This is a genomic window from Priestia sp. 40 (assembly GCF_049368575.1).
Taxonomy (GTDB): domain Bacteria; phylum Bacillota; class Bacilli; order Bacillales; family Bacillaceae_H; genus Priestia; species Priestia zanthoxyli.
The window spans coordinates 319,038-342,500 of the sequence record NZ_JBMPZA010000015.1 but is presented as its reverse complement, the minus strand read 5'-3'; the positions used below and the strand labels follow the sequence as shown (position 1 = coordinate 342,500).

Genomic DNA, 23,463 nt, shown 5'->3' with positions numbered 1-23,463 from the left:
ATCCGGTGGTTCCGCATGGAAGGGCCATCGCTCAACGGATAAAAGCTACCCCGGGGATAACAGGCTTATCTCCCCCAAGAGTCCACATCGACGGGGAGGTTTGGCACCTCGATGTCGGCTCATCGCATCCTGGGGCTGTAGTCGGTCCCAAGGGTTGGGCTGTTCGCCCATTAAAGCGGTACGCGAGCTGGGTTCAGAACGTCGTGAGACAGTTCGGTCCCTATCCGTCGTGGGCGTAGGAAATTTGAGAGGAGCTGTCCTTAGTACGAGAGGACCGGGATGGACACACCGCTGGTGTACCAGTTGTCTTGCCAAAGGCATCGCTGGGTAGCTATGTGTGGACGGGATAAGTGCTGAAAGCATCTAAGCATGAAGCCCCCCTCAAGATGAGATTTCCCATAGCGCAAGCTAGTAAGATCCCTGAAAGATGATCAGGTTGATAGGTCAGAGGTGGAAGCGTGGCGACATGTGTAGCTGACTGATACTAATCGATCGAGGACTTAACCAAACTTTTAAAAGCGTAAGCTTTACTCAGCGAACTGTTATCTAGTTTTGAGAGAATAATCTCTTGTCTGGTGGCGATAGCGAAGAGGTCACACCCGTTCCCATACCGAACACGGAAGTTAAGCTCTTTAGCGCCAATGGTAGTTGGGACTTTGTCCCTGTGAGAGTAGGACGTTGCCAGGCAATGAATAAGACCCCTTTTTATGCTCTTGTAAAAGAGTCTAGGGGTTTTTTATTTGGCTCATTTGTAAAAAACTTATATACAATACACACTGAATGTTGTGTATGATATTTGGAGGATTAGCTCAGCTGGGAGAGCACCTGCCTTACAAGCAGGGGGTCGGCGGTTCGATCCCGTCATCCTCCACCACCGTGCCGGTGTAGCTCAACTGGTAGAGCAACTGACTTGTAATCAGTAGGTTGGGGGTTCAAGTCCTCTTGCCGGCACCATTTATATCGGAGGGGTAGCGAAGTGGCTAAACGCGGCGGACTGTAAATCCGCTCCTTCGGGTTCGGCAGTTCGAATCTGCCCCCCTCCACCATCTTTATTGGGCTATCGCCAAGCGGTAAGGCAACGGATTTTGATTCCGTCATGCGTTGGTTCGAATCCAGCTAGCCCAGCCATAGAGAGCCATTAGCTCAGTTGGTAGAGCATCTGACTTTTAATCAGAGGGTCGAAGGTTCGAGTCCTTCATGGCTCATTTTAATAAGCGGAAGTAGTTCAGTGGTAGAACACCACCTTGCCAAGGTGGGGGTCGCGAGTTCGAACCTCGTCTTCCGCTCCATATAAAGCGCCCGTAGCTCAATTGGATAGAGCGTTTGACTACGGATCAAAAGGTTAGGGGTTCGACTCCTCTCGGGCGCGCCATAAACGGGAAGTAGCTCAGCTTGGTAGAGCACTTGGTTTGGGACCAAGGGGTCGCAGGTTCGAATCCTGTCTTCCCGACCATTTATGGGGCCTTAGCTCAGCTGGGAGAGCGCCTGCCTTGCACGCAGGAGGTCAGCGGTTCGATCCCGCTAGGCTCCACCAATTAAATTAAATAAATAATTGTAACGAATAATATGGCGGTGTAGCTCAGCTGGCTAGAGCGTACGGTTCATACCCGTGAGGTCGTGGGTTCGACTCCCTCCGCCGCTACCATATAAGTTACATTTGTTATAAATATACGGAGGAATACCCAAGTCCGGCTGAAGGGATCGGTCTTGAAAACCGACAGGGGTGTTAAAGCCCGCGGGGGTTCGAATCCCTCTTCCTCCGCCATCTATTTATATCATCGCGGGGTGGAGCAGTTCGGTAGCTCGTCGGGCTCATAACCCGAAGGTCGCAGGTTCAAATCCTGTCCCCGCAACCAAAGTGGTCCCGTGGTGTAGCGGTTAACATGCCTGCCTGTCACGCAGGAGATCGCGGGTTCGATTCCCGTCGGGACCGCCATTTACATAAAGGCTCGGTAGCTCAGTTGGTAGAGCAAAGGACTGAAAATCCTTGTGTCGGCGGTTCGATTCCGTCCCGAGCCACCATTTTAAGATGGCGATTGTGGCGAAGTGGTTAACGCACCGGATTGTGGTTCCGGCATTCGTGGGTTCGATTCCCATCAGTCGCCCCATCTTAAGTAACGCGGGTGTAGTTTAGTGGTAAAACCTCAGCCTTCCAAGCTGATGTCGTGAGTTCGATTCTCATCACCCGCTCCAAATAATGGGCCTATAGCTCAGCTGGTTAGAGCGCACGCCTGATAAGCGTGAGGTCGGTGGTTCGAGTCCACTTAGGCCCACCATATTCCACAGTAGCTCAGTGGTAGAGCTATCGGCTGTTAACCGATCGGTCGTAGGTTCGAGTCCTACCTGTGGAGCCATACTGGCCCGTTGGTCAAGCGGTTAAGACACCGCCCTTTCACGGCGGTAACACGGGTTCGAATCCCGTACGGGTCATCTTAAAAGCAGTTTGCATATGCAAACTGCTTTTTTTGTTTGTAAACAGAGTTTATTCTTTTGTCTAAACTCTATTTTTCGTTTTTCTATGATTGCCTCTCTCCGAATTGCATTTCTTATAGCACATCTATAAAAGCTTGTTCTAAATTTCGAAAAAAAACCTACAATAGTAATAACGGCATACTGTTTGTACAAAAGGAGGGGAATGCGTGAAAAAAATTGTTTGGTGGTCCATCGGAGTTTTTCTTGTGTATGGAGCGTGTATTTGGGTGTATTTATTCTATATAAGCGATACCTCTATTCCACAATCATTAAAGGGCACCAGCGTAGACCCGGCTACGTTTATGAATGCACGAGAACTTATGTTGACCGAAAAATATTCAAAAATTAGAGATGCACTCTTTTTTATCCGAATTCCATATGAGTGGCTAGGGTTTATTTTAATTTTAGTGTTAGGTGTATCTAAGAAAGTTAATAAGTGGTCTAAAGACATCAGCCGTTTCAGTCTTCTCCAAACTGCTATTTATGTATTTTGGTTATCCGTTCTGCTGCTGATCTATTCTTTTCCTATGGACTGGATTAGCTTTAAGCTTTCAAAGGCTTACCATATTACGACGCAACCTTTCCAAGGATGGATGAAGGATCTCTTTACAGATTTTTGGGTAAACTATGCCACCATGTTTTTAGTGATTGCTGTGTTATATGCATTCATTCGTAAGTTTTCAAAAAGATGGTGGCTGTATGCATGGCTAGTATCTATTCCATTTACGCTATTTTTGACGTTTATTCAACCAGTGGTTATCGATCCGTTATATAACGATTTTTATCCATTAAAGAATAAAGAGCTAGAGACGAAAATTTTACATTTAGCAGACGAAGCTCATATACCTGCTAAGCATGTATATGAAGTAAACATGTCTGAAAAAACGAACTCTCTCAATGCATATGTGACGGGAATAGGTTCTAATTCAAGAATTGTGTTATGGGATACTACTCTTAATAAATTAACAGAACGTGAAATTTTGTTTATCATGGCGCATGAAATGGGTCATTATGTAAAGAAACATATTTATGTGGGGATTGCTTCAGCATTAGTTTTATCGATCGTAGGTTTATGGCTAACGAAGCACTTAGCTCGCTTTGTGATTAAGAGATGGGGAAAAGCATTAAAAATTACTTCTCTTAGTGATTTAAATTCTTTACCGCTTATTCTACTTATTTTTTCTGTTCTTACATTTGCTGTGAGTCCGTTAACAAATATGCAGTCGCGTCATCATGAACTTCAATCTGACACGTACGCCATGGACCTAACAGGAGATAAGCAAGCTGCTATTAAAACGTTTCAGGACTTAACGAAATCAGGACTGTCTCAGGTAAATCCGCCGTATTTAGTGAAGATTTTCCGATATGGTCACCCAACAATACTGGAAAGAATTTCATTTGTTGAGAAGTATGAAAGAAATGAATAAGTGATATAAGAAAAAGTAAAGGATATATGAAGCCTTTTATACGTAGGTATTAATAGAAAAGCCTCCTTGCGAGTAGGAAAAAAATTCTAAAAGGAGGTTTCATTTTCGAAAGTACTGTTATATAATAACGTATGTAAAATAAAAACTGTTTTATAACAATAGGGAGGAATAGTTATTTGTGATTGAAAAGATAGCAGTCTAAATTCTCAGCGTATATTCACCTCAGCTAAGTCTTACTACATGTCCTTCAACTACTTACTTATTTCATCTACGTTCTCGCTAACACTATGGCAAACTGCTAATTTACTTCATCATGAAACAGACATATTCTAACTGCTGCGTTTTATATTTTTATGAATATAGAATTTTAAATTCATTAGGGGGTATAAAGAATGAAAGACATTCGTGTAAAAAACCTTGAAGAGAACTGGAAAAGCGATGAGCGTTGGAAAGGAATTGAACGTCCATATTCTGCAGAAAAAGTCATTGGGCTAAGAGGGTCCATTGATATTGAACATACGCTTGCTAGAAGAGGAGCCGAAAAGTTCTGGAACTTATTAAAAACAGAGCCATACGTTCATGCATTAGGAGCTTTAACAGGAAATCAAGCAGTACAACAGGTAAAAGCGGGGTTAAAAGCAATTTACTTAAGCGGATGGCAAGTAGCTGCAGATGCAAATCTTTCAGGAAACATGTATCCTGATCAAAGTTTATACCCGGCAAACAGCGTGCCGCATGTTGTGAAACGAATCAATCAAGCGCTGCAGCGTGCCGATCAAATTCAGCATTTAGAAGGAGAAGGGGATATCGATTACTTTGCTCCAATTGTAGCAGATGCAGAAGCAGGGTTTGGAGGACAGTTAAACGTATTTGAACTAATGAAAGGAATGATTGAGTCGGGAGCATCTGCCGTACACTTTGAAGATCAATTATCCTCTGAGAAAAAGTGTGGCCACCTTGGCGGCAAGGTATTGCTGCCAACTCAGACCGCTGTGAAAAATTTGATTGCTGCTCGTTTAGCTGCTGATGTAATGGGTGTTCCAACACTTCTGATTGCTCGTACCGATGCTGATGCCGCTGATTTAATTACAAGTGATGTTGATCCTGTAGATCGCCAGTTTATTACAGGTGAACGCACCGCTGAAGGTTTTTATCGCACGAGAGCCGGAATCGATCAAGCTATTGCTCGTGGCTTAGCATATGCGCCATATGCTGATCTAGTATGGTGTGAAACGTCTGAACCAAACTTGGAACAAGCACAAAAATTTGCAGATGCTATTCATGAAAAATTCCCAGGTAAAATGCTTGCTTATAACTGTTCACCATCTTTCAACTGGAAGAAAAAATTAGATAAGAAAACGATTGAAAAGTTCCAAAGAGAAATCGCAAAAATGGGCTACAAATTCCAATTCGTTACGCTTGCTGGCTTCCATGCTTTAAATCACAGCATGTTTGAGCTGGCACGAGGATATAAAACAAGAGGAATGGCAGCTTATTCAGAGTTACAAGAGAGAGAGTTTGCTAGTGAAATAAATGGATATACTGCTACAAGACATCAGCGTGAAGTAGGAACGGGTTATTTTGATGAAGTGGCGCAAGTAGTTTCTGGTGGGACTTCTTCTACCACAGCTTTAAAAGGTTCAACGGAAGAAGAGCAGTTTCAGGCACATAAATAACAAAAAATCTATGAGTGGAACGGTTAGTTACTTCCACTCATAGGAAAAATCCTAACAAAAAAGATTCTTACATCTGTAAGAATCTTTTTTTATGTAGTAAACACGATTTAACAGACAGCTGTTCTTCCTGAGAAGAAAGTATCTGCCTGTTAAACGTACATATAAATCATTAACATGAATTAAGTTCTTAAAATATTAAGTAGATGTTTGAAGCAGGGATTGGTACTGTGCTGATAGCTCATAAAAAGCAATTTCATCACGTTGATCTAATGCCGTGTTAATGTTTGTTTCTAACAGTTCTTTTTGACGCTTAAAAAGCGATTCATCAATTACCATTTCGATATAAACATCCAACATACTCACAGTATCAATTACTTTTTTCTTGCGAGCGAGGGACTTCATCATTTCCGTGTACGATTTTTCATTGTTCATACCTCATCACCTCTGCACCCTTTTTATTATTATATAGATTAAAAGAAGAAAAAACAACTAATTTTCTAAATTTTTAGATTTTTATTTTTAGAAATGATAAAGTAAGAGGGAAACGCTACTTTCGTTTTTATCGATTGACTATTTGGTTTAAAAATGAATGCTTGGGGGCGAAGAAATTGAATCATTTAAAAAAGCGTACGGTAACGATAGAGGATTTGTATGAATTGAAGTCTGTTTATAATCCTCAGATTTCTCCAGATGGAAAAAGTGTAGTTTATACGGTTCGAGAAACGAAGAAAATAGAGAACGCGTATGAAACGCAGCTGTTTATATTAGATCTTGAAACGAAAGAAACTAAGCAATTAACGTACTATAAAGGGAATAATCATTCTCCCGCCTGGTCCCCGGACGGCAAGTGGATTGCTTTTTTATCCGATCGCAGTCAAGCCGTTCAGCTCTACCTATTAGCAGCGACAGGCGGGGAAGCAGAAGCACTCACAGATCTTGAAAAAGGCGTTAGTAATCCAGTGTGGTCTCCTTATAGTGACGAAATTATGTTTTCCACAAAAGTAGAAGAAAAAGCTGTAAGAGTTGAACAAAATCATGAACATCCCCAGCCGTATGAAGTGGAACGTTTACTGTACAAATCCGATGGTAGCGGCTATTTAAAAGGTGAATATACGCAAGTTGCTGTCGTTAAACTTAAAAATAAAGAAGTGACGTTTTTAACGGATGGACCTTATCATCACTCTGTAGGGTGCTGGTCTCCCGATGCAAGCTCAATTGTATTTTGCAGCAGCCGAGGAGAGAATCCGGATTTATCGTTAACCATGGACGTGTTTATTTTGCATCGTGATACTAAAAAATTAACATCTATTACAGCAGAAACAGGATATTTTCATCAAGTTTCGTGGTCACCAGATGGATCATACATAGCTTACATTGGAAATGAACGTACATACGGATCGGCTTCAATGAATGACATATATATTTATCAGATTTCCAACCAAAAAACAGCTTGTATCACTGCTGGTATAGACGTAGAAATAGGAGATATGGTAGCGGGAGATTTCCACTTTGGAAGAACCGCAGCGGGAATTATGTGGAGCAGTAATCAAGAATTTTATTTTGTCGTAAGTGAAAAGGGGTCTGTAGGCATATATAAAGGAAATGTAAATGGGAAGTTAGATCCTGTGCTTATGGACAATGCTCACGTATATGGGATATCTGTTCTTCCAAACTGTGAGGAGGCTATCGTGGCAATCAGCACATTTACACATCCCGGAGATCTTTATTCTCTAAATTTAAAAACAGAGGAACTAGTGAAGCTGACAAGCGTTAATGACTTATTTTTAAAGCATGTGCAGCTCACAGAAGCAGAATCTTTTTACGCGACTTCTACGGACGGTATACATATCCATAGTTGGGTAGTAAAAGCTGCTGCCACAAACCATGGATCTCCAACCATTTTAGAAATCCACGGAGGTCCGCATCTTATGTATGGTCATACATTTATGCTTGAATTCCAAGTACTTGCATCAAAAGGGTTCAATATTATCTTTTCTAATCCAAGAGGCGGCAGAGGGTATGGTCAAGCCTTTACAGATGCCGTTCGAGGAGATTACGGAGGCATGGATTATACGGACTTGATGGCAGTGACCGACGAAGCAATTAACCGCTACTCTTATATTAATGAAGATAAGCTTGGCGTAACAGGAGGAAGCTACGGAGGGTTTATGACAAACTGGATTGTAGGAAGTACAAATCGGTTTAAAGCAGCGGTGACGCAACGGTCTATTTCAAATTGGACGAGCTTTTACGGCGTTAGTGATATTGGCTATTATTTTACCGAATGGGAGTTAAAAGCTGATATTTATGAAAACCCGGAAAAACTTTGGAGTCACTCGCCGCTTCGTTTAGCAGAGAACGTTAAAACACCACTTTTAATCTTACATAGCGAACAGGATTATAGATGTCCAATTGAACAAGCTGAACAGCTTTATGTAGCGCTGAAAAGAAAAAATAAAGAAGTAGAATTTATTCGGTTTCCTCAGTCTAACCATGAACTCTCTAGAAGCGGTAAGCCCAATTTACGAACGGCGAGACTAAAATATTTAACAAGCTGGTTTAAACGTTATTTAAAACAGTCTCAGTAAAAAGTGCATGGCTGTTCAACCAAATATGTGTGCGTAAATAAAGGCTGTATGACAAACGTAAAAGGGCAGGAAAGATAAAACGCTGTAAAACTTTTGTTTGGTAAAGGAAAGTAGTACAATAAGTGAAAAGTAGCACAGTTGTTTAAATAAGGAGAACATTCGATGGATTTTGAAACATTAAAGCATTATTTGACATTAGACGGCGTCCTCGAGTTATTAAAACAATATCAATCATTTGGAATCATTCCGGGGCTGCTGTTGCCTATTTTAGAAGCGTTTATCCCTATCTTGCCGCTTTTTGCGTTTGTAATGGCTAATGCTGCTGCCTTTGGCTTATGGTCAGGCTTTTTAATTTCATGGATTGGGAGCTGCGTTGGATCACTGCTTGTCTTTTTGATTTTTAGAAAATATGGACAGGCGAGGTTTTTACATTTCATCAGCCGCCATGCGCAAATTCGAAAAATCATGATTTGGGTGGAACGACACGGTTTTGGACCGCTGTTTATTATGCTTTGTTTTCCTTTTACCCCATCTTCAGCGATTAATGTAGTAGCCGGACTATCACGTGTCAGTATGGCTCAGTTTATGCTTGCTGTATTAGCGGGTAAAATGGTAATGATATTTATGATGAGTTTTATTGGGGCCGATTTTGTTTCATTTGTGAAACAGCCTTTAAAAGCAGTACTTGTTTTAGTGATCATTTTTGTCCTATGGCTTGTTGGAAAGCAAATTGAACGAAGGTTAAATGAAAAATCTAAAGTGAAACAGTATGACAAATAGTTTGTTTATATATAACAAATAGTGATAAAAGACTGCGTTTTAATAGGCAGTCTTTTGTTATACATGCAGCCAAAAAGGGTATCGTAAACTATAGAGAAGCCTTTTCTTATAGGAATACAGCAGCATTTTTGAAAGGATCTTAAAATTTTTCTTAAAGAAGTTATTTGTCTGTTTATTCGGTTGGAAGAACAATGCACATACAGAATATCTGTCCAGTAATGAACAAGTTTTTTGTTTATCAATTATGAAAAATATGCTAAAATAAAAGAAAAAACTGGGAATAAATTAGATATCTATTCCTAGTTGCACCTAAGTAATGAACCCTTTGTTTTCTCGAGATATACATGTTTTTTCTCAACATGTATTATCACCTCATGTATTTCAAAACGTTTTCTTAAAAATTATATGAATGATTTTTGAGCTTGACTACTAAGATGTAAGTAGAGGGATCATTACTAGAAAAGCACCGAATGATCATTAAGACGTGCTTGGCGTCGTTTTGAGGAGGGGAATGCGCTACTAAGATTCAAGCGACTTGCTGATTAATCGTTGTTAGTAAGCGTCTTATAGCGCGGGTGACATGAGATTAAAAGATAAAGTGGCAATTATTACGGGTGCAGCAAATGGGTTAGGGTTCGAAGCTTCTCGAATTTTCGCACAAGAGGGTGCAAAGGTCGCTATGGTTGACTACGATGCAAAAGTAGGAGAAGAACGAGCAGCTCAGCTAAAAGAAGAAGGCGGAGATGTAGCATTCTTTCAAGTAAACGTAGCGGATCGAGACAGTGTAGATGCAATGGTAGAAGAAGTCGTGAAACGCTTCTCTAAAATAGATATTTTAATTAATAATGCAGGTATTACCAGAGATGGAATGCTAACTAAATTATCAGTTGAAAATTTTCAAGCGGTCATTAACGTAAACCTTACAGGCGTTTTTCACTGTACGCAAGCCGTTGTACCGCATATGATTGCTCAAGGTAAAGGGAAAATTATCAGCACATCTTCGGTATCCGGCGTATATGGAAATGTTGGTCAAACGAACTATGCGGCGACAAAAGCCGGCGTAGTGGGAATGACAAAAACATGGGCTAAAGAGCTTGGGCGAAAAGGAATTAATGTAAACGCTGTAGCTCCCGGGTTTATTGAGACGGATATGGTGAAGGCGATGCCGGACAAAATCATTGATCAAATGAAATCCACTATTCCTTTACAAAGGTTAGGTCAGCCTTCTGACATTGGTTATGCTTATCTTTATTTAGCCTCTGATGAGTCCAACTATATTAACGGCACAACACTGCATGTAGATGGTGGAATCATGATGTAAAAGTAGAAAATAACTCTCTTTCCTAAAACTTTTTAGTGGTCATTTGGCTACTGAAAAGTTTTTTTATTGCATCCAGCATTTCACATATGTGCAAAGTGGAATTTTGTCTGCAAGTTCAGTAAAATAATAAGGAGAGAGATAGAGAGATTTTGATGATTATCATTATAAAATTTTGACGACTGCGTCACGTGTTTGCGTGGCGTTTATCCATTTTGCACTTAAACAACTAAAAATATAGAGAAGAAAAATGAAGGGGTGAAAACGTGGGGCTACAGTTTTTATTAGGACGTTCAGGAAGCGGGAAAACGGAATATCTTTTAAATAGCATGCGCCAAGAGCTGTTAAATGCTCCGCTTGGGCATCCACTTATTTATATTGTACCTGAACAGATGACATTTCAGTCGGAGTATGCGCTTGTTCAAACACCTGGTTTAGAAGGCATGATGCGTGCTCAAGTTTATAGTTTTACACGTCTTGCATGGCGTATCCTGCAAGAAGTCGGAGGTATTAGCCGCTATCATGTGGATCAAACAGGTATTCATATGATGCTTAAAAAAATTATCGAGCATCGAAAAGAAGAGCTTCGACTGTTTGCGAATTCTTCAGAACAAGCAGGGTTTATTGAAGAATTAGAAAAAATGGTTAAAGAGTTTAAACAGTACACGGTGGATGCACCGTCTCTTGAAGAGATAAAGCAAAAGCTGCAAGTAGAAGATGAGAAGGTCCTTGCTGATAAATTACATGATTTACATCTTATTTACGGAGAATTAGAAAAACAGCTGATGACAAAATATGTAGATGGAGAAGATTATTTGAAGCTGCTGAGTGAAAAAGTAGCGTCTTCTGCCTACCTTGCTCAAGCAACGATTTATGTAGATGGATTTCATCACTATACTCCTCAAGAATTAACGGTATTAGTAGAGCTGATGAAAGTTTGTAGAGAAGTGAAAATAGCGGTGACTTCTGATTATTCATATCAAGATTTTATTCCAAATGACTTGCACTTGTTTCGATTAACGAGCGAAACGTATCAAGAAATAATGAGTCTGGCGGCTGAAAACGGGATAGAAGTTCAAGAGCCAAACGTATTTAATGAACAAAAAAGGCATCAAAACAGTCCAGAGCTTGCCTATTTAGAACGATATTATGATGAACGGCCAACGCCGGAATTTCAGTCAGAGCCCGAGCACATTCAGCTGCTGCCGGCGGTTAGCCGAAGAGCAGAGGTAGAAGGGATTGCAAGAGAAGTGCTGTCGCTTGTGCGTGATCAGGGCTATCGCTATCGTGACATTGCTTTGATTGTTAGAAATGCAGAAGACTATCATGACTTGCTTCAAACCATTTTTCGAGATTATGAAATTCCATACTTTATTGACCAAAAGCGAGCGATGTTTCATCATCCACTCGTTGAATTTATTCGTTCAGTCTTAGAGGTGGTAAGCGGGTCATGGCGATATGAAACCATCTTTCGAGCAGTGAAAACAGATCTTTTATTTCCTTTGTCATCTGATGTGCACCAGCTTCGCGAAGAGATGGATGAATTAGAAAATTACGTACTTGCTTACGGTATTCAAGGATCTAAGTGGACGAGTAAGGAACCATTTACCTACAGAAAATATCGTTCGCTTGAAGATATGAACCTTGGGAAAACGGACGAAGAGCTTGCTTTTGAGCAAAAAATAAATGAATTAAAAAATATGATTGTTCCTCCTATTTATTCGCTTCAGCAAAAATTAAAGCAAGCGAAAATAGGAAAAGAAAAAGCAGAAGCACTCTATCGTTTTTTAACGAATTTAGATATTCCACAAAAGATAGAAGCGCTGCGCAATCGATGTGAAGAAGAAGGAAAGCTTCAAGAAGCAAGAGAGCACGAGCAGGTATGGAAAGCAATTCTTCACTTATTTGATCAGTTTGTTGAAATGATGGGAGAAGAGAAAGTATCGATTTCTTTGTTCGCAGATCTATTTGAGACAGGGCTTGACAGCATGCAGTTTGCACTTGTTCCGCCTGCACTGGATCAAGTGGTTGTGGCAAGCTTCGAGCGTTCGCGTTTATCCGGTATCAAAGCAAGCTTTGTGTTAGGTGTAAATGACGGTGTGATTCCAGCTAAACCAAAAAGCGATGGCCTGTTATCTGAGAAGGAGAGAGAGCAGCTGCTTGAATCAGGTTTATTACTTGCGCCAACTGGAAGGCAAAAGTTGTTTGACGAACAATTTCTCATTTATTTAGCACTTTCCAGCTCTTCTGAAAAACTTTATGTTTCGTATCCTCTTGCCAATGAGGAAGGGAAGACTCTGCTGCCTTCACTCGTTATTAATCGAGTAAAAGAGCTGTTTCCGCTCCTGCAGGAAAAGCTGTTAATGATGGAGCCTACGAATTTAGAAGAAGAAAAGCAAGTTGATTATATAACAAATCCTTTAACAAGCATCGCGCATTTAGCCAGCCAGCTGCAAGGTTGGAAACGTCATTATCCGATGAGTTCGGCTTGGTGGGATGTATATAATTTTTATGTAGAAAATCCAAATTGGAACTCATACAGTGAGAGGGTACTAAGCAGCTTATTTTATAAAAACGAAGCAAAAAGGTTAACAAAGAAAACGAGTCAGCGTCTGTATGGAAAGCATATTCAAGCAAGCGTATCGAGAATGGAGAAATTTGAAGCCTGTCCGTACGCTCATTTTGCTTCTCATGGGCTCAAACTTAAAGAACGAAAAGTTTTCAAATTAGCAGCTCCTGACATAGGCGAGTTATTTCACGCGGCGCTGAAGATGATTTCAGACGAGCTTCGGGGCGGTCAAAAAGAATGGAAGAACTTAACGAGAAAAGACTGTCAGCAGCTTTCTACGGCTGCGGTGCACGAACTTGCTCCGCGCTTACAAAACGAGATTTTATTGAGCTCTAATCGTCACCATTATTTAACGCATAAGCTGCAGCAAATTATTGAAAGGGCGTCGCTTGTGTTAAGTGAGCACGCTAAGGTGAGTGGGTTTGTTCCTGTTGGATTGGAGCTTGGATTTGGACCTAGCGCGGAGCTGCCTTCTATGCAGTTCACACTGCCAAATGGCCATACGATGGAACTCGTTGGCCGAATTGACAGGGTAGATAAAGCGGAAAGCTCCAAAGGACTTTTACTGCGTATTGTCGACTATAAATCAAGCGATAAAGCATTAAACTTAGTGGAAGTGTACTACGGTTTATCTCTTCAAATTTTAGCTTATTTAGACATAGTCGTGACGTATGCTGAACAGCTTCTTCATGACAATAGAGGAGCATTGCCTGCTGGCGTTCTTTATTTCCATGTTCATAATCCAATGATCAACAGTACTAAAGCATTACAACCTGATCAAATTGAAGCCGAAATCTTCAAGAAGTTTAAAATGAAAGGACTGCTTTTAGGGGACGAGGAAGCAGTACGATTAATGGACGAAACGTTAGAATCAGGGCACTCACAAGTTATATCGGCGGGCATTAAAAAGACAGGGGGCTTTTATTCCAATTCTTCGGTTGCGAGCGAAGAAGATTTTACACATCTCCGTCAGTATGTGCGAGGTAAGTTTGTGGAGGCAGGTACAGAGATTACAAATGGAAAAATTGATATTTCGCCTTATAAGCTAAAAGATAAAACACCATGCGCGTTTTGTGAATACCGCTCAATTTGTCAGTTCGATGAATCAATGGAAGACAATGAATATCGTCAGCTTAGTACAGAGAGCCAAAATGTTATTTTAGATAAAATTCGAGAGGAGGCCAAACGAGATGAGTAAAGATATACACGTAAAACCGGCCGACTCCCAGTGGACGGATGATCAGTGGAACGCCATTGTTTCATCAGGTCAAGATATATTAGTAGCCGCGGCTGCTGGTTCAGGAAAAACAGCGGTTTTAGTTGAACGTATTATTAAAAAGATTACGATGGGTGATGAGCCAATCGATGTTGATAGATTACTCGTTGCTACGTTTACAAATGCTTCTGCCGCCGAAATGAGAAATCGAATTGGCGAAGCATTAGAAAAAGAGTTAAAAAAGAATCCATCTTCTTTACACTTGCGCAGACAGCTTAATTTATTAAACCGTGCGTCTATTTCTACGCTTCATTCTTTTTGTTTAGAAGTCATTCGTACGTATTATTATATGATTGATGTAGACCCTGGTTTTCGAATTGCGGATGATACGGAAGCAGAGCTCCTTCGTGAAGAAGTATTGGAAGAACTGTTTGAAGAACAGTACAGTATTGAACAGAACGAGCGATTCTTTGATTTAATTGATCGTTATACAAGTGACCGAAATGATTTAGATATTCAGCTTATGGTAAGAAAGCTATATGACTTTGCAAGATCTAACCCTGACCCAAACGGCTGGCTTGAAATGATCGTGAGTCAATATGATGTCACAGAGGACTCTTCTATTGATTCACTTCCGTTTCTATCTTTTCTTTTACAAGAAGTAACAACGCAGCTGATTGGCATTGAATCGATTTTAAAACAATGCTTAGAGCTAACAAAGCTGCCAGGAGGGCCTGCTCCTCGCGCTGTTAATGCAGAGGAAGACTTGGCTCAAATTCATCGGCTGCTCAGCGCTTCTAAGCATTCTTTTGCTGATTTGCATGAAGAAATGCAGAGTTTGAATTTTACTCGTTTAAAGCCATGTAAAGGAGAAGCATACGACCCTCAGCTTTTAGATGATTTCGGAGAGCTTCGCAAAAAAGCTAAGACAAGCCTTGAAAAGCTTCATGCTGATCTGTTTTCTAGGCCTTTGCAAGGCTACATGGCTGATTTTGAAAAAATGAAGCCGGTTATTGAAACGCTAATCTTTTTAGTTCAGCGCTTCGGTGAACGATATGAACACATTAAAAAAGAGAAAGGGTTAGTGGACTTTTCTGATTTAGAACATTATTGCCTGCAAATCTTGAGTGTAAAAAAAGACGGTGTGCTTAAGCCTTCGTCCATTGCCCAAAAATATCGCATTCAGTTTGAAGAGGTACTTGTTGACGAATATCAAGATACAAATATGGTTCAAGAAACATTGATTAAATTAGTGACGAGAGATAGTGAAGAACAAGGAAATTTATTTATGGTTGGAGATGTAAAACAATCCATTTACCGCTTTCGTTTAGCGGAGCCATTTTTATTTTTAACAAAGTACAAGCGCTTTACACAAGATGGTCGCCAGTTCGGAAAACGTATCGATTTGAATAAAAACTTCCGCAGTCGTTCTCAAGTGCTTGATGCGACAAACTTTATTTTTAACCAGCTGATGGATGAAGAAGTAGGAGAAATTGCATATGACGATGATGCTTCTTTAAAATTAGGAGCATCGTATCCAAAAGTGGAAGGAATGGAAACGGAGCTTCTGCTAATTGCAAAAGAAAATGCAGAAGAAGGAGCGGAAGAAGAATCGGATTCTTCTCTCGTCGCTTTTTCAGAAGCGGAGCTTGAAACGGCTCAGTTAGAGGCAAGAGCAATGGCGCGTAAAATCAAAGAACTCGTTCGAAACCGTTTTCAAATATATGATCGCAAGCTCGATATTATGAGAAACGTGACGTATCGTGACTTTGTTATTTTGCTTCGTTCCATGCCTTGGGCTGCGCAGATTATGGATGAATTTAAGCAAGAAGGCGTGCCGATTTATGCCGATTTATCAACAGGTTATTTTGATGCTACTGAAGTGATGATTATGATGTCTTTATTAAAAGTAGTAGATAACCCGCATCAAGACATTCCATTAGCTTCTGTTCTTCGCTCGCCGGTAGTAGGACTTTCAGATGAAGAGTTAGCTACACTGAGAGCAGAGCAAAAGAAAGGAACGTATTACGATGCGTTAAAAACGTACTTAGCGGTTTCAGATGATGAAGAACTTCGCGATAAAGTAAAATATTTCTATGATCAGTTAAAAGCATGGAGAACACAAGCTAGACAAAGCTCTTTGTCAGAACTAGTCTGGCAAATTTACCGCGATACGGGTTTCTTTGAATTTGTTGGCGGACTTCCTGGCGGGAAGCAGCGTCAAGCCAATTTACGTGCTCTTTACGATCGCGCTCGCCAGTATGAGGCAACTTCCTTTAGAGGTCTGTTTCGATTTTTACGCTTTATTGAACGTATGCAGGACCGGGGGAACGATTTAGGAGCTGCTCGAGCACTAGGAGAACAAGAAGATGTGGTGCGTTTGATGACGATCCACAGCAGTAAAGGTCTTGAATTTCCTGTTGTTTTTGTAGCTGGCCTCACGCGTCAGTTTAACTTGATGGACTTGAATAAAGCATATTTACTCGATAAAGAACTAGGTTTTGGATCTAAATATATTGATCCGAAACTGCGTATTACGTACCCAACGCTTCTTCAGCAGACCATGAAGAAAAAAATGAAAAAAGAAAGCATGGCAGAAGAAATGCGGGTATTATACGTAGCTTTGACGCGTGCGAAAGAAAAGCTTATTTTAGTCGGAACAGTAAAAGATGCACCAGAAAAGCTTAGACAGTGGAGCTCTGTTATGGCACATGAAGATTGGACGCTTCCAGCTCACGTGAGAAGAGATGCAAAATGTTATTTAGACTGGATTGGACCTTCTTTAATTCGTCACCAAAATGTTAGTCACATGGTTGAAGGAGAGGTCCAGCCGGCTGAGATGGTTCATCAGCATGCTTCAAGCTGGAAACTTTCAACGTTATTAGCGGTTGATTTAGCCGAACAGCCTCTTGAAGAGCAGCAGCATCATGAAGAGCTCTTGAACGCTCTTCAAAAGCATGAGCCAGTTTCAGAGTCCAGCGATTATAAAGACGAAGTGTATAGACGCTTAAATTGGTCTTATGATTATCGTGTAGCTTCCGTTCATCGTTCGAAGCAATCTGTTTCTGAACTAAAAAGGCAGCAGCAGCTGACGGATGCAGGTGGAAGCGACGATCTCGTTCGGGGATCTAAAGCACCTCTTGAAAACCGTCCGCTGTTTCTTCAAGAAAAATCTCTCACAGGAGCTGAAAAAGGAACAGCCACACATGCCGTTATGCAGCAGCTTCCATTAAATAAAGCTTATACCCTCGAAATGGTTCAAGACTTTATTCAATCAATGGTTACCAAAGAATTATTGACGCAAGAACAAGCGGATGCCGTTGATGCAAATGATGTAGCAGACTTTTTAGACAGTGACATTGCACAAGGTATTCGAACGGCTCGCAAGGTTTATAGAGAGATGCCTTTTAGTTTAGGTGTCTCGGCTAAAGAAATCTATGATCATTGGGAGCAGGAAGACGAAACGATTTTAGTGCAAGGTATTATTGATTGTTTGTATGAAACGGAAGAAGGCCTCGTTTTACTTGATTTTAAAACGGATAATATTTCGGATCGTTTTGAAGGGGATTTTGAACGAGCAAAACCGTTTCTAATCGAAAGGTACCGCATTCAGTTAGAGCTTTACGCAAAGGCCATTGAGCGGATTGTAAAACAACCTGTGCAGCATCGCTATCTGTACTTTTTAGATGGTGGACATGCTGTTGAAATATAAAAAAAGAAGAAGGCGATAGTCTTCTTCTTTTTCACCAATAAGGAGAGAGTAACATGCGTTTATTACATACAGCGGATTGGCATTTGGGGCGAACGTTAGAAGGCCGAAGCCGTCTAGCTGAGCAAGCACAGTTTTTAGATGAACTGGCAGACATTGTGGAAGAGGAAAAGATAGATGCTATTCTCATGGCGGGCGATGCCTTTGATACGGTCAACCCTCCAGCAGCTGCAGAGCAGCTTTTTTACGAAAGTATGTCTAGGCTGAGCAACAATGGTAAACGTCCAATTATTGTTATTGCGGGTAACCATGATAATCCAGATCGGCTTTCGGCAGCTTCTCCATTAGCTGTTCATCAAAATATTACGCTTCTTGGTTTGCCTACTACCGATGTAGAAAGCATTCACATTCCTACATCAGATGAAATATTAAGGGTTGCGGCTCTTCCTTACCCATCTGAATCTAGATTAAAAGAACTGTTAGCAGAAGAAAATGATGAGCTGGCTCTTCGAAATTCATATGATGCCAGAGTAAAAGGTATTTTCGATAAAATGAGTGAGCAGTTTACTACAGATAGCGTTAACATTGCGATGAGCCATATTTACGTAGCAGGAGGAAGTTCAACGGACTCAGAACGTCCAATTGAAGTAGGAGGAGCTTATACGGTGGCGGCAACTAGTTTACCTGCCAACGCTCAATATGTAGCGTTAGGGCATTTGCATCGTCCGCAAATGATCAATCGCGCCCACACTCTGGCAAGGTATTCCGGTTCACCTCTTGCTTACAGCTTTTCGGAGTCAGGATACGCAAAGTCGGTTACCATTTTAGATGCTAAGCCAGGAAAAGAGGTTGAGATGACTGAAATTCCATTATCTAGCGGAAAGCCCTTGACGCGTTGGAAAGCGAAAAACGGATTGGCAGAAGTATATACATGGCTTGATGAGCAAAAAGATACGCAGGCATGGGTTGATTTAGAAGTTCACGTAGAAGATGCACTTTCACTAGAAGAAATCCATCGTCTTCGCAAGCTTCATCCAGGCTTTATTCATATCCGTCCGGTATTCAAAGCAGAAGAACTAGCACTTGAAACACGTTCACAGCGCGAAGTGCCAATCGAAGAACTGTTTACAAAGTTCTACAGCAGGCAAACCGGCGGAGGGGCACCTGATACTGAATTAGTCAAACTGTTTTTAACCTTGATTAACGACGAAGATATATCGGGAAAGGAGGATGAAAAATGAAACCTATTAACTTGACCGTTTCGGGGCTTCACAGTTTTAGAGAAAAACAAACTGTCGATTTTGAAGCGCTGTGTTCAGGCGGTGTTTTCGGAATATTTGGTCCTACTGGAAGCGGGAAATCCTCCATTTTGGATGCCATTACACTAGCTTTATACGGAAAAGTAGAGCGTGCAGCTAATAATACACAAGGAATTTTAAATCACGGGGAAAATGAACTGAAAGTATCGTTTACGTTCGAACTGGAAAATGCTAATCATAAAAAACGCTATACTGTTGAACGAAGCTTTAAACGGACGGATGAGCTGCGTGTGAAATCAGCTTCCAGTCGGTTGATTGAAATCGAAGATGAAACGTACGTATTAGCGGATAAAACAAATGATGTAAACCAGCAGGTACAGGAACTTCTTGGTTTAACAATTGATGATTTTACAAGAGCTGTTGTATTACCACAAGGAAAATTTGCGGAGTTTTTATCATTAAAAGGGACGGAGCGTCGTCAAATGCTTCAGCGTCTTTTTAATCTCGAGCAGTACGGGGATCAGCTTAGTAAGAAAATACGCTATCAAGTTCAGCAGCTAAAAACAGACCTAGATAAAATTACGGCAGAACAAACGGGATTAGGTGAAGCTTCAACAGAGAAAGTAACGGAAGCTGAGCAGCTTGTAAGTGATAGCATTGTACTTTTGGAAAAACGAGAAAAAGAAGCGGCTGATTTGCAAGAGCGATACGATCAGCAGGCGTCTCTTTGGAAAGCACAGCAGGAAAAAACATTGCTAGAAGAAAAGCTAGTACATGCTTCTAGACAGGAAGAGGAGATTAAACAAAAGCAGGATGTGCTGACGAAAGCTCAGCAGGCTGAGCGTCTTTTTCCTTATTTAGAAACATTTGAACAAGCTGAAAAACAGCAGAAGCTTTATGAAGATAAAGTAGAAAATTTAAAAGCACAAATTGTTCAAAAAAGTGAGGAATATAAGCGTTCGAATAGCTTATATGAGCAGGCTCGCTTGTACAAAAATGAACAGCAGCCCAAATTAGTTGTTCAAAAAGAACAGCTTCAACAAGCTTCTGATCTTCAAAAACAAATTAAAGAAGGTCAGCAAGAAATAAAAGAAGCGGAAGTTTCTCTTCAGCAAAAGCAGCAGGCACTTCAAGCGAAAAACGATGAATTAATGGAAGCGGATAAGCGGTATCAGCAAGGCTTGACTCTTCAAAAAGAGTTAAAAGAAGCATTAACAAAGGTGGAGATTCAACCTGATTATCGGCAGGCTGTTCAGCAAGCATTTTACCGTTATCAAGTATGGAATAATGATAAAAAAAATCTAGATGAAGGCCAAAAAACGTATAAAGAAAAAGCGGAACAGCTTCAGCATTTGCATACACAAAAACAGACACACCAAGAGAGATATCAGCAAACAATAGAACAAAGTAAAGCGTTATTTTCAGATATTCAAGGCTTGTATCATACTGTATGTGAGCGGGAAAAAGAGTTTCAGCAGCTTTTTCAACAAGCAGATCGTTTAATGAGCGATCTAAAAAGACGCAAAGAAAAAGAATGGTCACGCCGTCTGGCTCATCAATTAGCTGAGCAGCTGACCCAAGGAGAGCCTTGTCCAGTTTGTGGCTCTGAGCATCATCCTAACCCCGTGTTACACCAACAAGAAGATGACGTCACAACTGAGTCAGCGGATCAGTTCGAAGATCAAGTCAATCAATTGCGTGAACAGCGATTTAGCTATTCGTCGCTCAAAATGCAGCTTGAACAGCTAGCTAAACCTCTTGTTGAAAAAATACCTGAGTTAGCTGAGTTTATGAACGAAGCTGGCGAAGTTTCTGCTTTAGGAGAAATGGGTACAGATGCCTTTGGCCAGTATGCTAAGAAAATAGAAGTTGAAATCAAATCTCTTGAGCAGGATTATTTGCAGGTAAGTGAAAAACAGCAGGCAATTCTAGGGAAGGTACAAAAGGTCCAGCAAAGTCTTGAAAAGATTGAATTAGAGCTTGCTCATTATCAAAAAGAACAAATTGAATTAGAAGGAAAAGTCAATCAGCAAAAACAAGCGTTACAAGCAGGAAAAGAAGCTTTTCAACAAGATTATCCTTCCTTTGTATTTGAAGAGATGGAAAAAATTAATGAACAGCTAAATGAGCGAGAAAAAGAAGAGCAGACAATAAAGGCTCGAATTGAAAAAAGTAGCATATTTTTTGAAAATCAGCAAAAGAAAATCGAAGGTCTAAAAGAAGAGAAATATGCGGGCGAAAAAGAATTTACAGAATTAAAAGCAATGCTGTCTCATAAACAATCTCTTGTTCACTCGCAAATTGAACGCTTGCGTACGCTTACAGATCAAGAAGATATTGAACAAGCGCTGCAAAAAACAGTGCACTTACTTACGGAGTTAGAGACGAATGAACAGCAGGCGTATCAGCATTGGCAGACTGTTCAAAAAGCGTATCAAACGCTGCAAATGGATGAAAAAGCAGCGAGCGAATCTCTAGAAACAGCTCATATCCAGTATAAAAAAGCAGCTGAAAAATGGGAAGAAGCTATAGGGAATTCTTTATTCAGCGAAGGAAAAGAAGTTCAGCAAGCTTTGTTATCAAATGATGAGATGAAATTGTTGGATGAAACTGTTCAGGCTTATTGGGACAACATAAAACAGATGAAGTCATCAATTGAACAGTTAAATATCCAGCTGAATCACCAGTCCATAGAAGAGCAGCAATTTGAAGAAACTCAGCAGCTGCTTCATGATATAAAAGCGGCTGTAAAAGAAGCGGTTCAGCTTAAGGGAGCGGCTGAGCAAACGTTAAAAAGCGTCAAAGAACGACATGAGCGATTTTTAGTGCTTGAACAGAACCGTGAAGAAAAACAAGCTTTATTTGAACAGTATCAGAAGCTTCAAACAGTATTTAAAGGGAATGCTTTCGTGGAATATATTGCTGAAGAGCAGCTGATGTCCGTTAGCCGAGATGCTTCAGAGCGTCTGGGTATATTAACACGTCAGCGCTATGCGATTGAAGTTGATTCACAAGGCGGCTTTATCATGAGAGATGATGCAAATGGAGGGGTGAAACGTCCGGTTTCAACTTTATCCGGAGGAGAGACGTTTTTAACTTCGCTGGCTTTGGCCCTTTCATTGTCTGCACAAATTCAGCTAAGAGGAGAATATCCGCTGCAGTTTTTCTTTTTAGATGAAGGCTTTGGAACGCTTGATGGCGAGCTTCTTGATACCGTGGTTACGGCGCTTGAAAAACTTCAGTCCAATAATTTATCAATTGGAGTCATTAGTCACGTGCAAGAACTTCGGGCTCGGCTGCCAAAACGTTTGATTGTTGAGCCGTCCGAGCCTTCCGGCAAAGGAACTAGTGTAAGAGTAGAAACTTTATAGGGAAGGAAATCTATATGAAGAAAAAAGACAGGCGAATAGGAACATGCGAATTATGCGGAAGGCAGGATGTCTTGACGACCGTACATCATTTAACGCCTAAGGAAATGGGCGGAGCGTTTGAACCAACGGCAAACTTATGTATTCCGTGTCATAAACAAATTCATGCGTTATACACAAATGATGAATTAGCCATTCGTCTTAATACGATTTCTTTATTACAAGCTGATTCTAAAATTAGCTCTTTTATTAAATGGATTCGTAAACAGCCTTCTTCTAAATTACCTAAAACCAAAAAATCAAACAGCCGAAAATCCAAGTGAATAAAAAACCCCTTATCTGCTTTAGTAGCAAAGATAAGGGGTTTTTTTAAGCATTTGCCGCTATATTTTGATCGAATAAATCTGGATCTAACGTATTTGTTCCTGAAATGCCGTTATTTGTATTAACAAAGTTACCTGTATTTAAAGAGCCGGAGCCTGAGGCTGTTTTAGCAGCGCTTTTTGGAGAAACATAAAACGTATCTCCAAACGTTACGACACCGCCCCCGACGCTCGTGATACTAACGGGTCCGATTATTGCTGGCATGAGGTTCACACCCTTTTTTTCGTGATATTAGTTTAGTATATGAGCCATTTCTTAAAAGGTTCACTCACTGCCGCTAGGTGCTGAGGCAGCTTTTTTCGATGTTCCGGCTTCAGCTTCCTTTGAAGGTTCATCGTTGATCAGTTCACGAATATGCTTAATGCGGGCTTCTGCATAAACATTGCAGGTCGAGCCAACATGAATAACTGACGAGAATGAGCACCCTTTTATATCAATTCTGTTAACGCGGATTAAAGGTATTTCATTCCACGTTTGAACGGGAATAGGTTCGTAGTCACCATGGGGAATAGGCTCACTAAAGATAGCATAATCATCAAAATTTCCTTCTCTGCCGTAGAAAAACGGATACTGTCTCCGATCAGCTAAAGCTCTATTAAGTAAGTGAATTTCTGTTGAATCTCCAATTTGGCAAAAGGAGCTCGCCGACAAGGAATTAATTTCTATATAATTAACAGAAGATGTGCGTGAAAGCATA

The 23,463-nt window shown here is 40.7% G+C and carries 13 protein-coding genes, 19 tRNA genes and 2 rRNA genes (1 of these 34 cut by a window edge); 31 read left to right on the top strand and 3 right to left on the bottom strand.

All coding sequences use genetic code 11. The features are described from left to right. The 23 genes from ACO1DI_RS16635 to aceA all read left to right on the top strand — a co-directional run. A 23S ribosomal RNA gene (locus ACO1DI_RS16635) occupies positions 1–508 on the top strand; it begins 2,428 nt to the left of the window's first position. 63 nt (positions 509–571) lie between these two features. Next, a 5S ribosomal RNA gene (rrf, locus tag ACO1DI_RS16630) occupies positions 572–687 on the top strand. Between the two features lie 111 nt (positions 688–798). After that, a tRNA-Val gene (locus tag ACO1DI_RS16625) sits at positions 799–874 on the top strand. 4 nt (positions 875–878) lie between these two features. Further along, positions 879–954: transfer RNA gene (locus tag ACO1DI_RS16620), tRNA-Thr, on the top strand. Between the two features lie 8 nt (positions 955–962). Beyond that, positions 963–1,046 (top strand) — tRNA-Tyr (locus tag ACO1DI_RS16615). A 7-nt stretch (positions 1,047–1,053) separates the two neighbouring features. Then, a tRNA-Gln gene (locus ACO1DI_RS16610) sits at positions 1,054–1,128 on the top strand. Positions 1,129–1,132: 4 nt separating this feature from the next. Next, positions 1,133–1,205, top strand: a tRNA-Lys gene (locus tag ACO1DI_RS16605). Between the two features lie 9 nt (positions 1,206–1,214). Beyond that, positions 1,215–1,289 (top strand) — tRNA-Gly (locus tag ACO1DI_RS16600). Positions 1,290–1,295: 6 nt separating this feature from the next. Continuing rightward, a tRNA-Arg gene (locus ACO1DI_RS16595) sits at positions 1,296–1,372 on the top strand. A 4-nt stretch (positions 1,373–1,376) separates the two neighbouring features. Then, a tRNA-Pro gene (locus ACO1DI_RS16590) sits at positions 1,377–1,453 on the top strand. 5 nt (positions 1,454–1,458) lie between these two features. Next, positions 1,459–1,534: transfer RNA gene (locus ACO1DI_RS16585), tRNA-Ala, on the top strand. 34 nt (positions 1,535–1,568) lie between these two features. Beyond that, positions 1,569–1,645: transfer RNA gene (locus ACO1DI_RS16580), tRNA-Met, on the top strand. Positions 1,646–1,672: 27 nt separating this feature from the next. Then, positions 1,673–1,765 (top strand) — tRNA-Ser (locus ACO1DI_RS16575). A 14-nt stretch (positions 1,766–1,779) separates the two neighbouring features. Beyond that, positions 1,780–1,856: transfer RNA gene (locus ACO1DI_RS16570), tRNA-Met, on the top strand. Positions 1,857–1,860: 4 nt separating this feature from the next. Then, positions 1,861–1,936, top strand: a tRNA-Asp gene (locus ACO1DI_RS16565). Positions 1,937–1,946: 10 nt separating this feature from the next. Continuing rightward, positions 1,947–2,022 (top strand) — tRNA-Phe (locus tag ACO1DI_RS16560). A gap of 10 nt (positions 2,023–2,032) precedes the next feature. Continuing rightward, positions 2,033–2,108, top strand: a tRNA-His gene (locus ACO1DI_RS16555). A gap of 11 nt (positions 2,109–2,119) precedes the next feature. Then, positions 2,120–2,193, top strand: a tRNA-Gly gene (locus tag ACO1DI_RS16550). A 6-nt stretch (positions 2,194–2,199) separates the two neighbouring features. Next, positions 2,200–2,276, top strand: a tRNA-Ile gene (locus ACO1DI_RS16545). Positions 2,277–2,279: 3 nt separating this feature from the next. Then, positions 2,280–2,354: transfer RNA gene (locus ACO1DI_RS16540), tRNA-Asn, on the top strand. A gap of 4 nt (positions 2,355–2,358) precedes the next feature. Continuing rightward, positions 2,359–2,430 (top strand) — tRNA-Glu (locus ACO1DI_RS16535). Positions 2,431–2,639: 209 nt separating this feature from the next. Next, on the top strand, positions 2,640–3,899 hold the full coding sequence (locus tag ACO1DI_RS16530; RefSeq protein ID WP_115653039.1) for a M48 family metallopeptidase: 1,260 nt from the start codon (positions 2,640–2,642) through the stop codon (positions 3,897–3,899). Between the two features lie 392 nt (positions 3,900–4,291). Next, on the top strand, positions 4,292–5,575 hold the full coding sequence (gene aceA, locus ACO1DI_RS16525) for an isocitrate lyase (RefSeq protein WP_014461647.1): 1,284 nt from the start codon (positions 4,292–4,294) through the stop codon (positions 5,573–5,575). A 195-nt stretch (positions 5,576–5,770) separates the two neighbouring features. Here the strand turns inward: aceA and ACO1DI_RS16520 are convergent, their stop codons facing one another. Beyond that, positions 5,771–6,007, bottom strand: a complete 237-nt coding sequence (locus tag ACO1DI_RS16520) for an IDEAL domain-containing protein (protein ID WP_013055344.1) — start codon at positions 6,005–6,007, stop codon at positions 5,771–5,773. A gap of 176 nt (positions 6,008–6,183) precedes the next feature. On the opposite strand from ACO1DI_RS16520, the gene ACO1DI_RS16515 reads away from it, so the two are divergent. From ACO1DI_RS16515 to ACO1DI_RS16480, 8 genes are all read left to right on the top strand, one after another. Next, positions 6,184–8,163, top strand: a complete 1,980-nt coding sequence (locus ACO1DI_RS16515) for a S9 family peptidase (RefSeq protein ID WP_423145476.1) — start codon at positions 6,184–6,186, stop codon at positions 8,161–8,163. Positions 8,164–8,325: 162 nt separating this feature from the next. Beyond that, a complete protein-coding gene (locus ACO1DI_RS16510; protein ID WP_140451670.1) occupies positions 8,326–8,943 on the top strand; it encodes a TVP38/TMEM64 family protein in 618 nt (205 codons plus the stop codon). A 580-nt stretch (positions 8,944–9,523) separates the two neighbouring features. After that, complete coding sequence (gene fabG, locus ACO1DI_RS16505) at positions 9,524–10,264, top strand: 3-oxoacyl-ACP reductase FabG (RefSeq protein ID WP_014461644.1); 741 nt, start codon at positions 9,524–9,526, stop codon at positions 10,262–10,264. 263 nt (positions 10,265–10,527) lie between these two features. After that, entirely contained in the window at positions 10,528–14,028 is a 3,501-nt protein-coding gene (gene addB / locus ACO1DI_RS16500) for a helicase-exonuclease AddAB subunit AddB (protein ID WP_140451669.1), read from the top strand. Next, positions 14,021–17,758 carry a helicase-exonuclease AddAB subunit AddA gene (gene addA / locus ACO1DI_RS16495; protein ID WP_423145475.1) on the top strand — a complete coding sequence of 1,246 codons (3,738 nt, stop codon included), beginning with the start codon at positions 14,021–14,023 and terminating at the stop codon, positions 17,756–17,758. Before addB ends, addA begins: the two co-directional genes overlap by 8 nt. A 53-nt stretch (positions 17,759–17,811) precedes the next feature. Continuing rightward, positions 17,812–18,996 (top strand): exonuclease SbcCD subunit D, encoded by a 1,185-nt coding sequence (locus ACO1DI_RS16490; RefSeq protein WP_014461641.1) that lies wholly within the window; start codon positions 17,812–17,814, stop codon positions 18,994–18,996. Continuing rightward, a complete protein-coding gene (locus ACO1DI_RS16485) occupies positions 18,993–22,385 on the top strand; it encodes an SbcC/MukB-like Walker B domain-containing protein (RefSeq protein ID WP_423145474.1) in 3,393 nt (1,130 codons plus the stop codon). The genes ACO1DI_RS16490 and ACO1DI_RS16485 overlap by 4 nt, the downstream gene beginning before the upstream one ends. A 14-nt stretch (positions 22,386–22,399) precedes the next feature. Then, a complete protein-coding gene (locus ACO1DI_RS16480; RefSeq protein WP_013081707.1) occupies positions 22,400–22,705 on the top strand; it encodes an HNH endonuclease in 306 nt (101 codons plus the stop codon). A 46-nt stretch (positions 22,706–22,751) separates the two neighbouring features. On the opposite strand, the gene ACO1DI_RS16475 is transcribed toward ACO1DI_RS16480, so the two are convergent. Both ACO1DI_RS16475 and ACO1DI_RS16470 read right to left on the bottom strand, forming a co-directional pair. Beyond that, entirely contained in the window at positions 22,752–22,970 is a 219-nt protein-coding gene (locus ACO1DI_RS16475; RefSeq protein ID WP_013055353.1) for a spore germination protein, read from the bottom strand. Between the two features lie 60 nt (positions 22,971–23,030). Further along, positions 23,031–23,462, bottom strand: coding sequence for a spore germination protein GerPE (locus tag ACO1DI_RS16470; protein WP_014461639.1), 432 nt, complete (start codon positions 23,460–23,462; stop codon positions 23,031–23,033). Position 23,463: the final 1 nt, after the last annotated feature.

Coding starts and splice junctions, on each gene's coding strand:
- aceA (WP_014461647.1), top strand. CDS start 4,292: ATGAAAGACATTCGTGTAAAAAACCTTGAAGAGAACTGGAAAAGCGAT.
- ACO1DI_RS16510 (WP_140451670.1), top strand. CDS start 8,326: ATGGATTTTGAAACATTAAAGCATTATTTGACATTAGACGGCGTCCTC.
- ACO1DI_RS16480 (WP_013081707.1), top strand. CDS start 22,400: ATGAAGAAAAAAGACAGGCGAATAGGAACATGCGAATTATGCGGAAGG.
- fabG (WP_014461644.1), top strand. CDS start 9,524: ATGAGATTAAAAGATAAAGTGGCAATTATTACGGGTGCAGCAAATGGG.
- ACO1DI_RS16490 (WP_014461641.1), top strand. CDS start 17,812: ATGCGTTTATTACATACAGCGGATTGGCATTTGGGGCGAACGTTAGAA.
- ACO1DI_RS16475 (WP_013055353.1), bottom strand. CDS start 22,970: ATGCCAGCAATAATCGGACCCGTTAGTATCACGAGCGTCGGGGGCGGT.
- ACO1DI_RS16520 (WP_013055344.1), bottom strand. CDS start 6,007: ATGAACAATGAAAAATCGTACACGGAAATGATGAAGTCCCTCGCTCGC.
- addA (WP_423145475.1), top strand. CDS start 14,021: ATGAGTAAAGATATACACGTAAAACCGGCCGACTCCCAGTGGACGGAT.
- ACO1DI_RS16485 (WP_423145474.1), top strand. CDS start 18,993: ATGAAACCTATTAACTTGACCGTTTCGGGGCTTCACAGTTTTAGAGAA.
- ACO1DI_RS16470 (WP_014461639.1), bottom strand. CDS start 23,462: ATGCTTTCACGCACATCTTCTGTTAATTATATAGAAATTAATTCCTTG.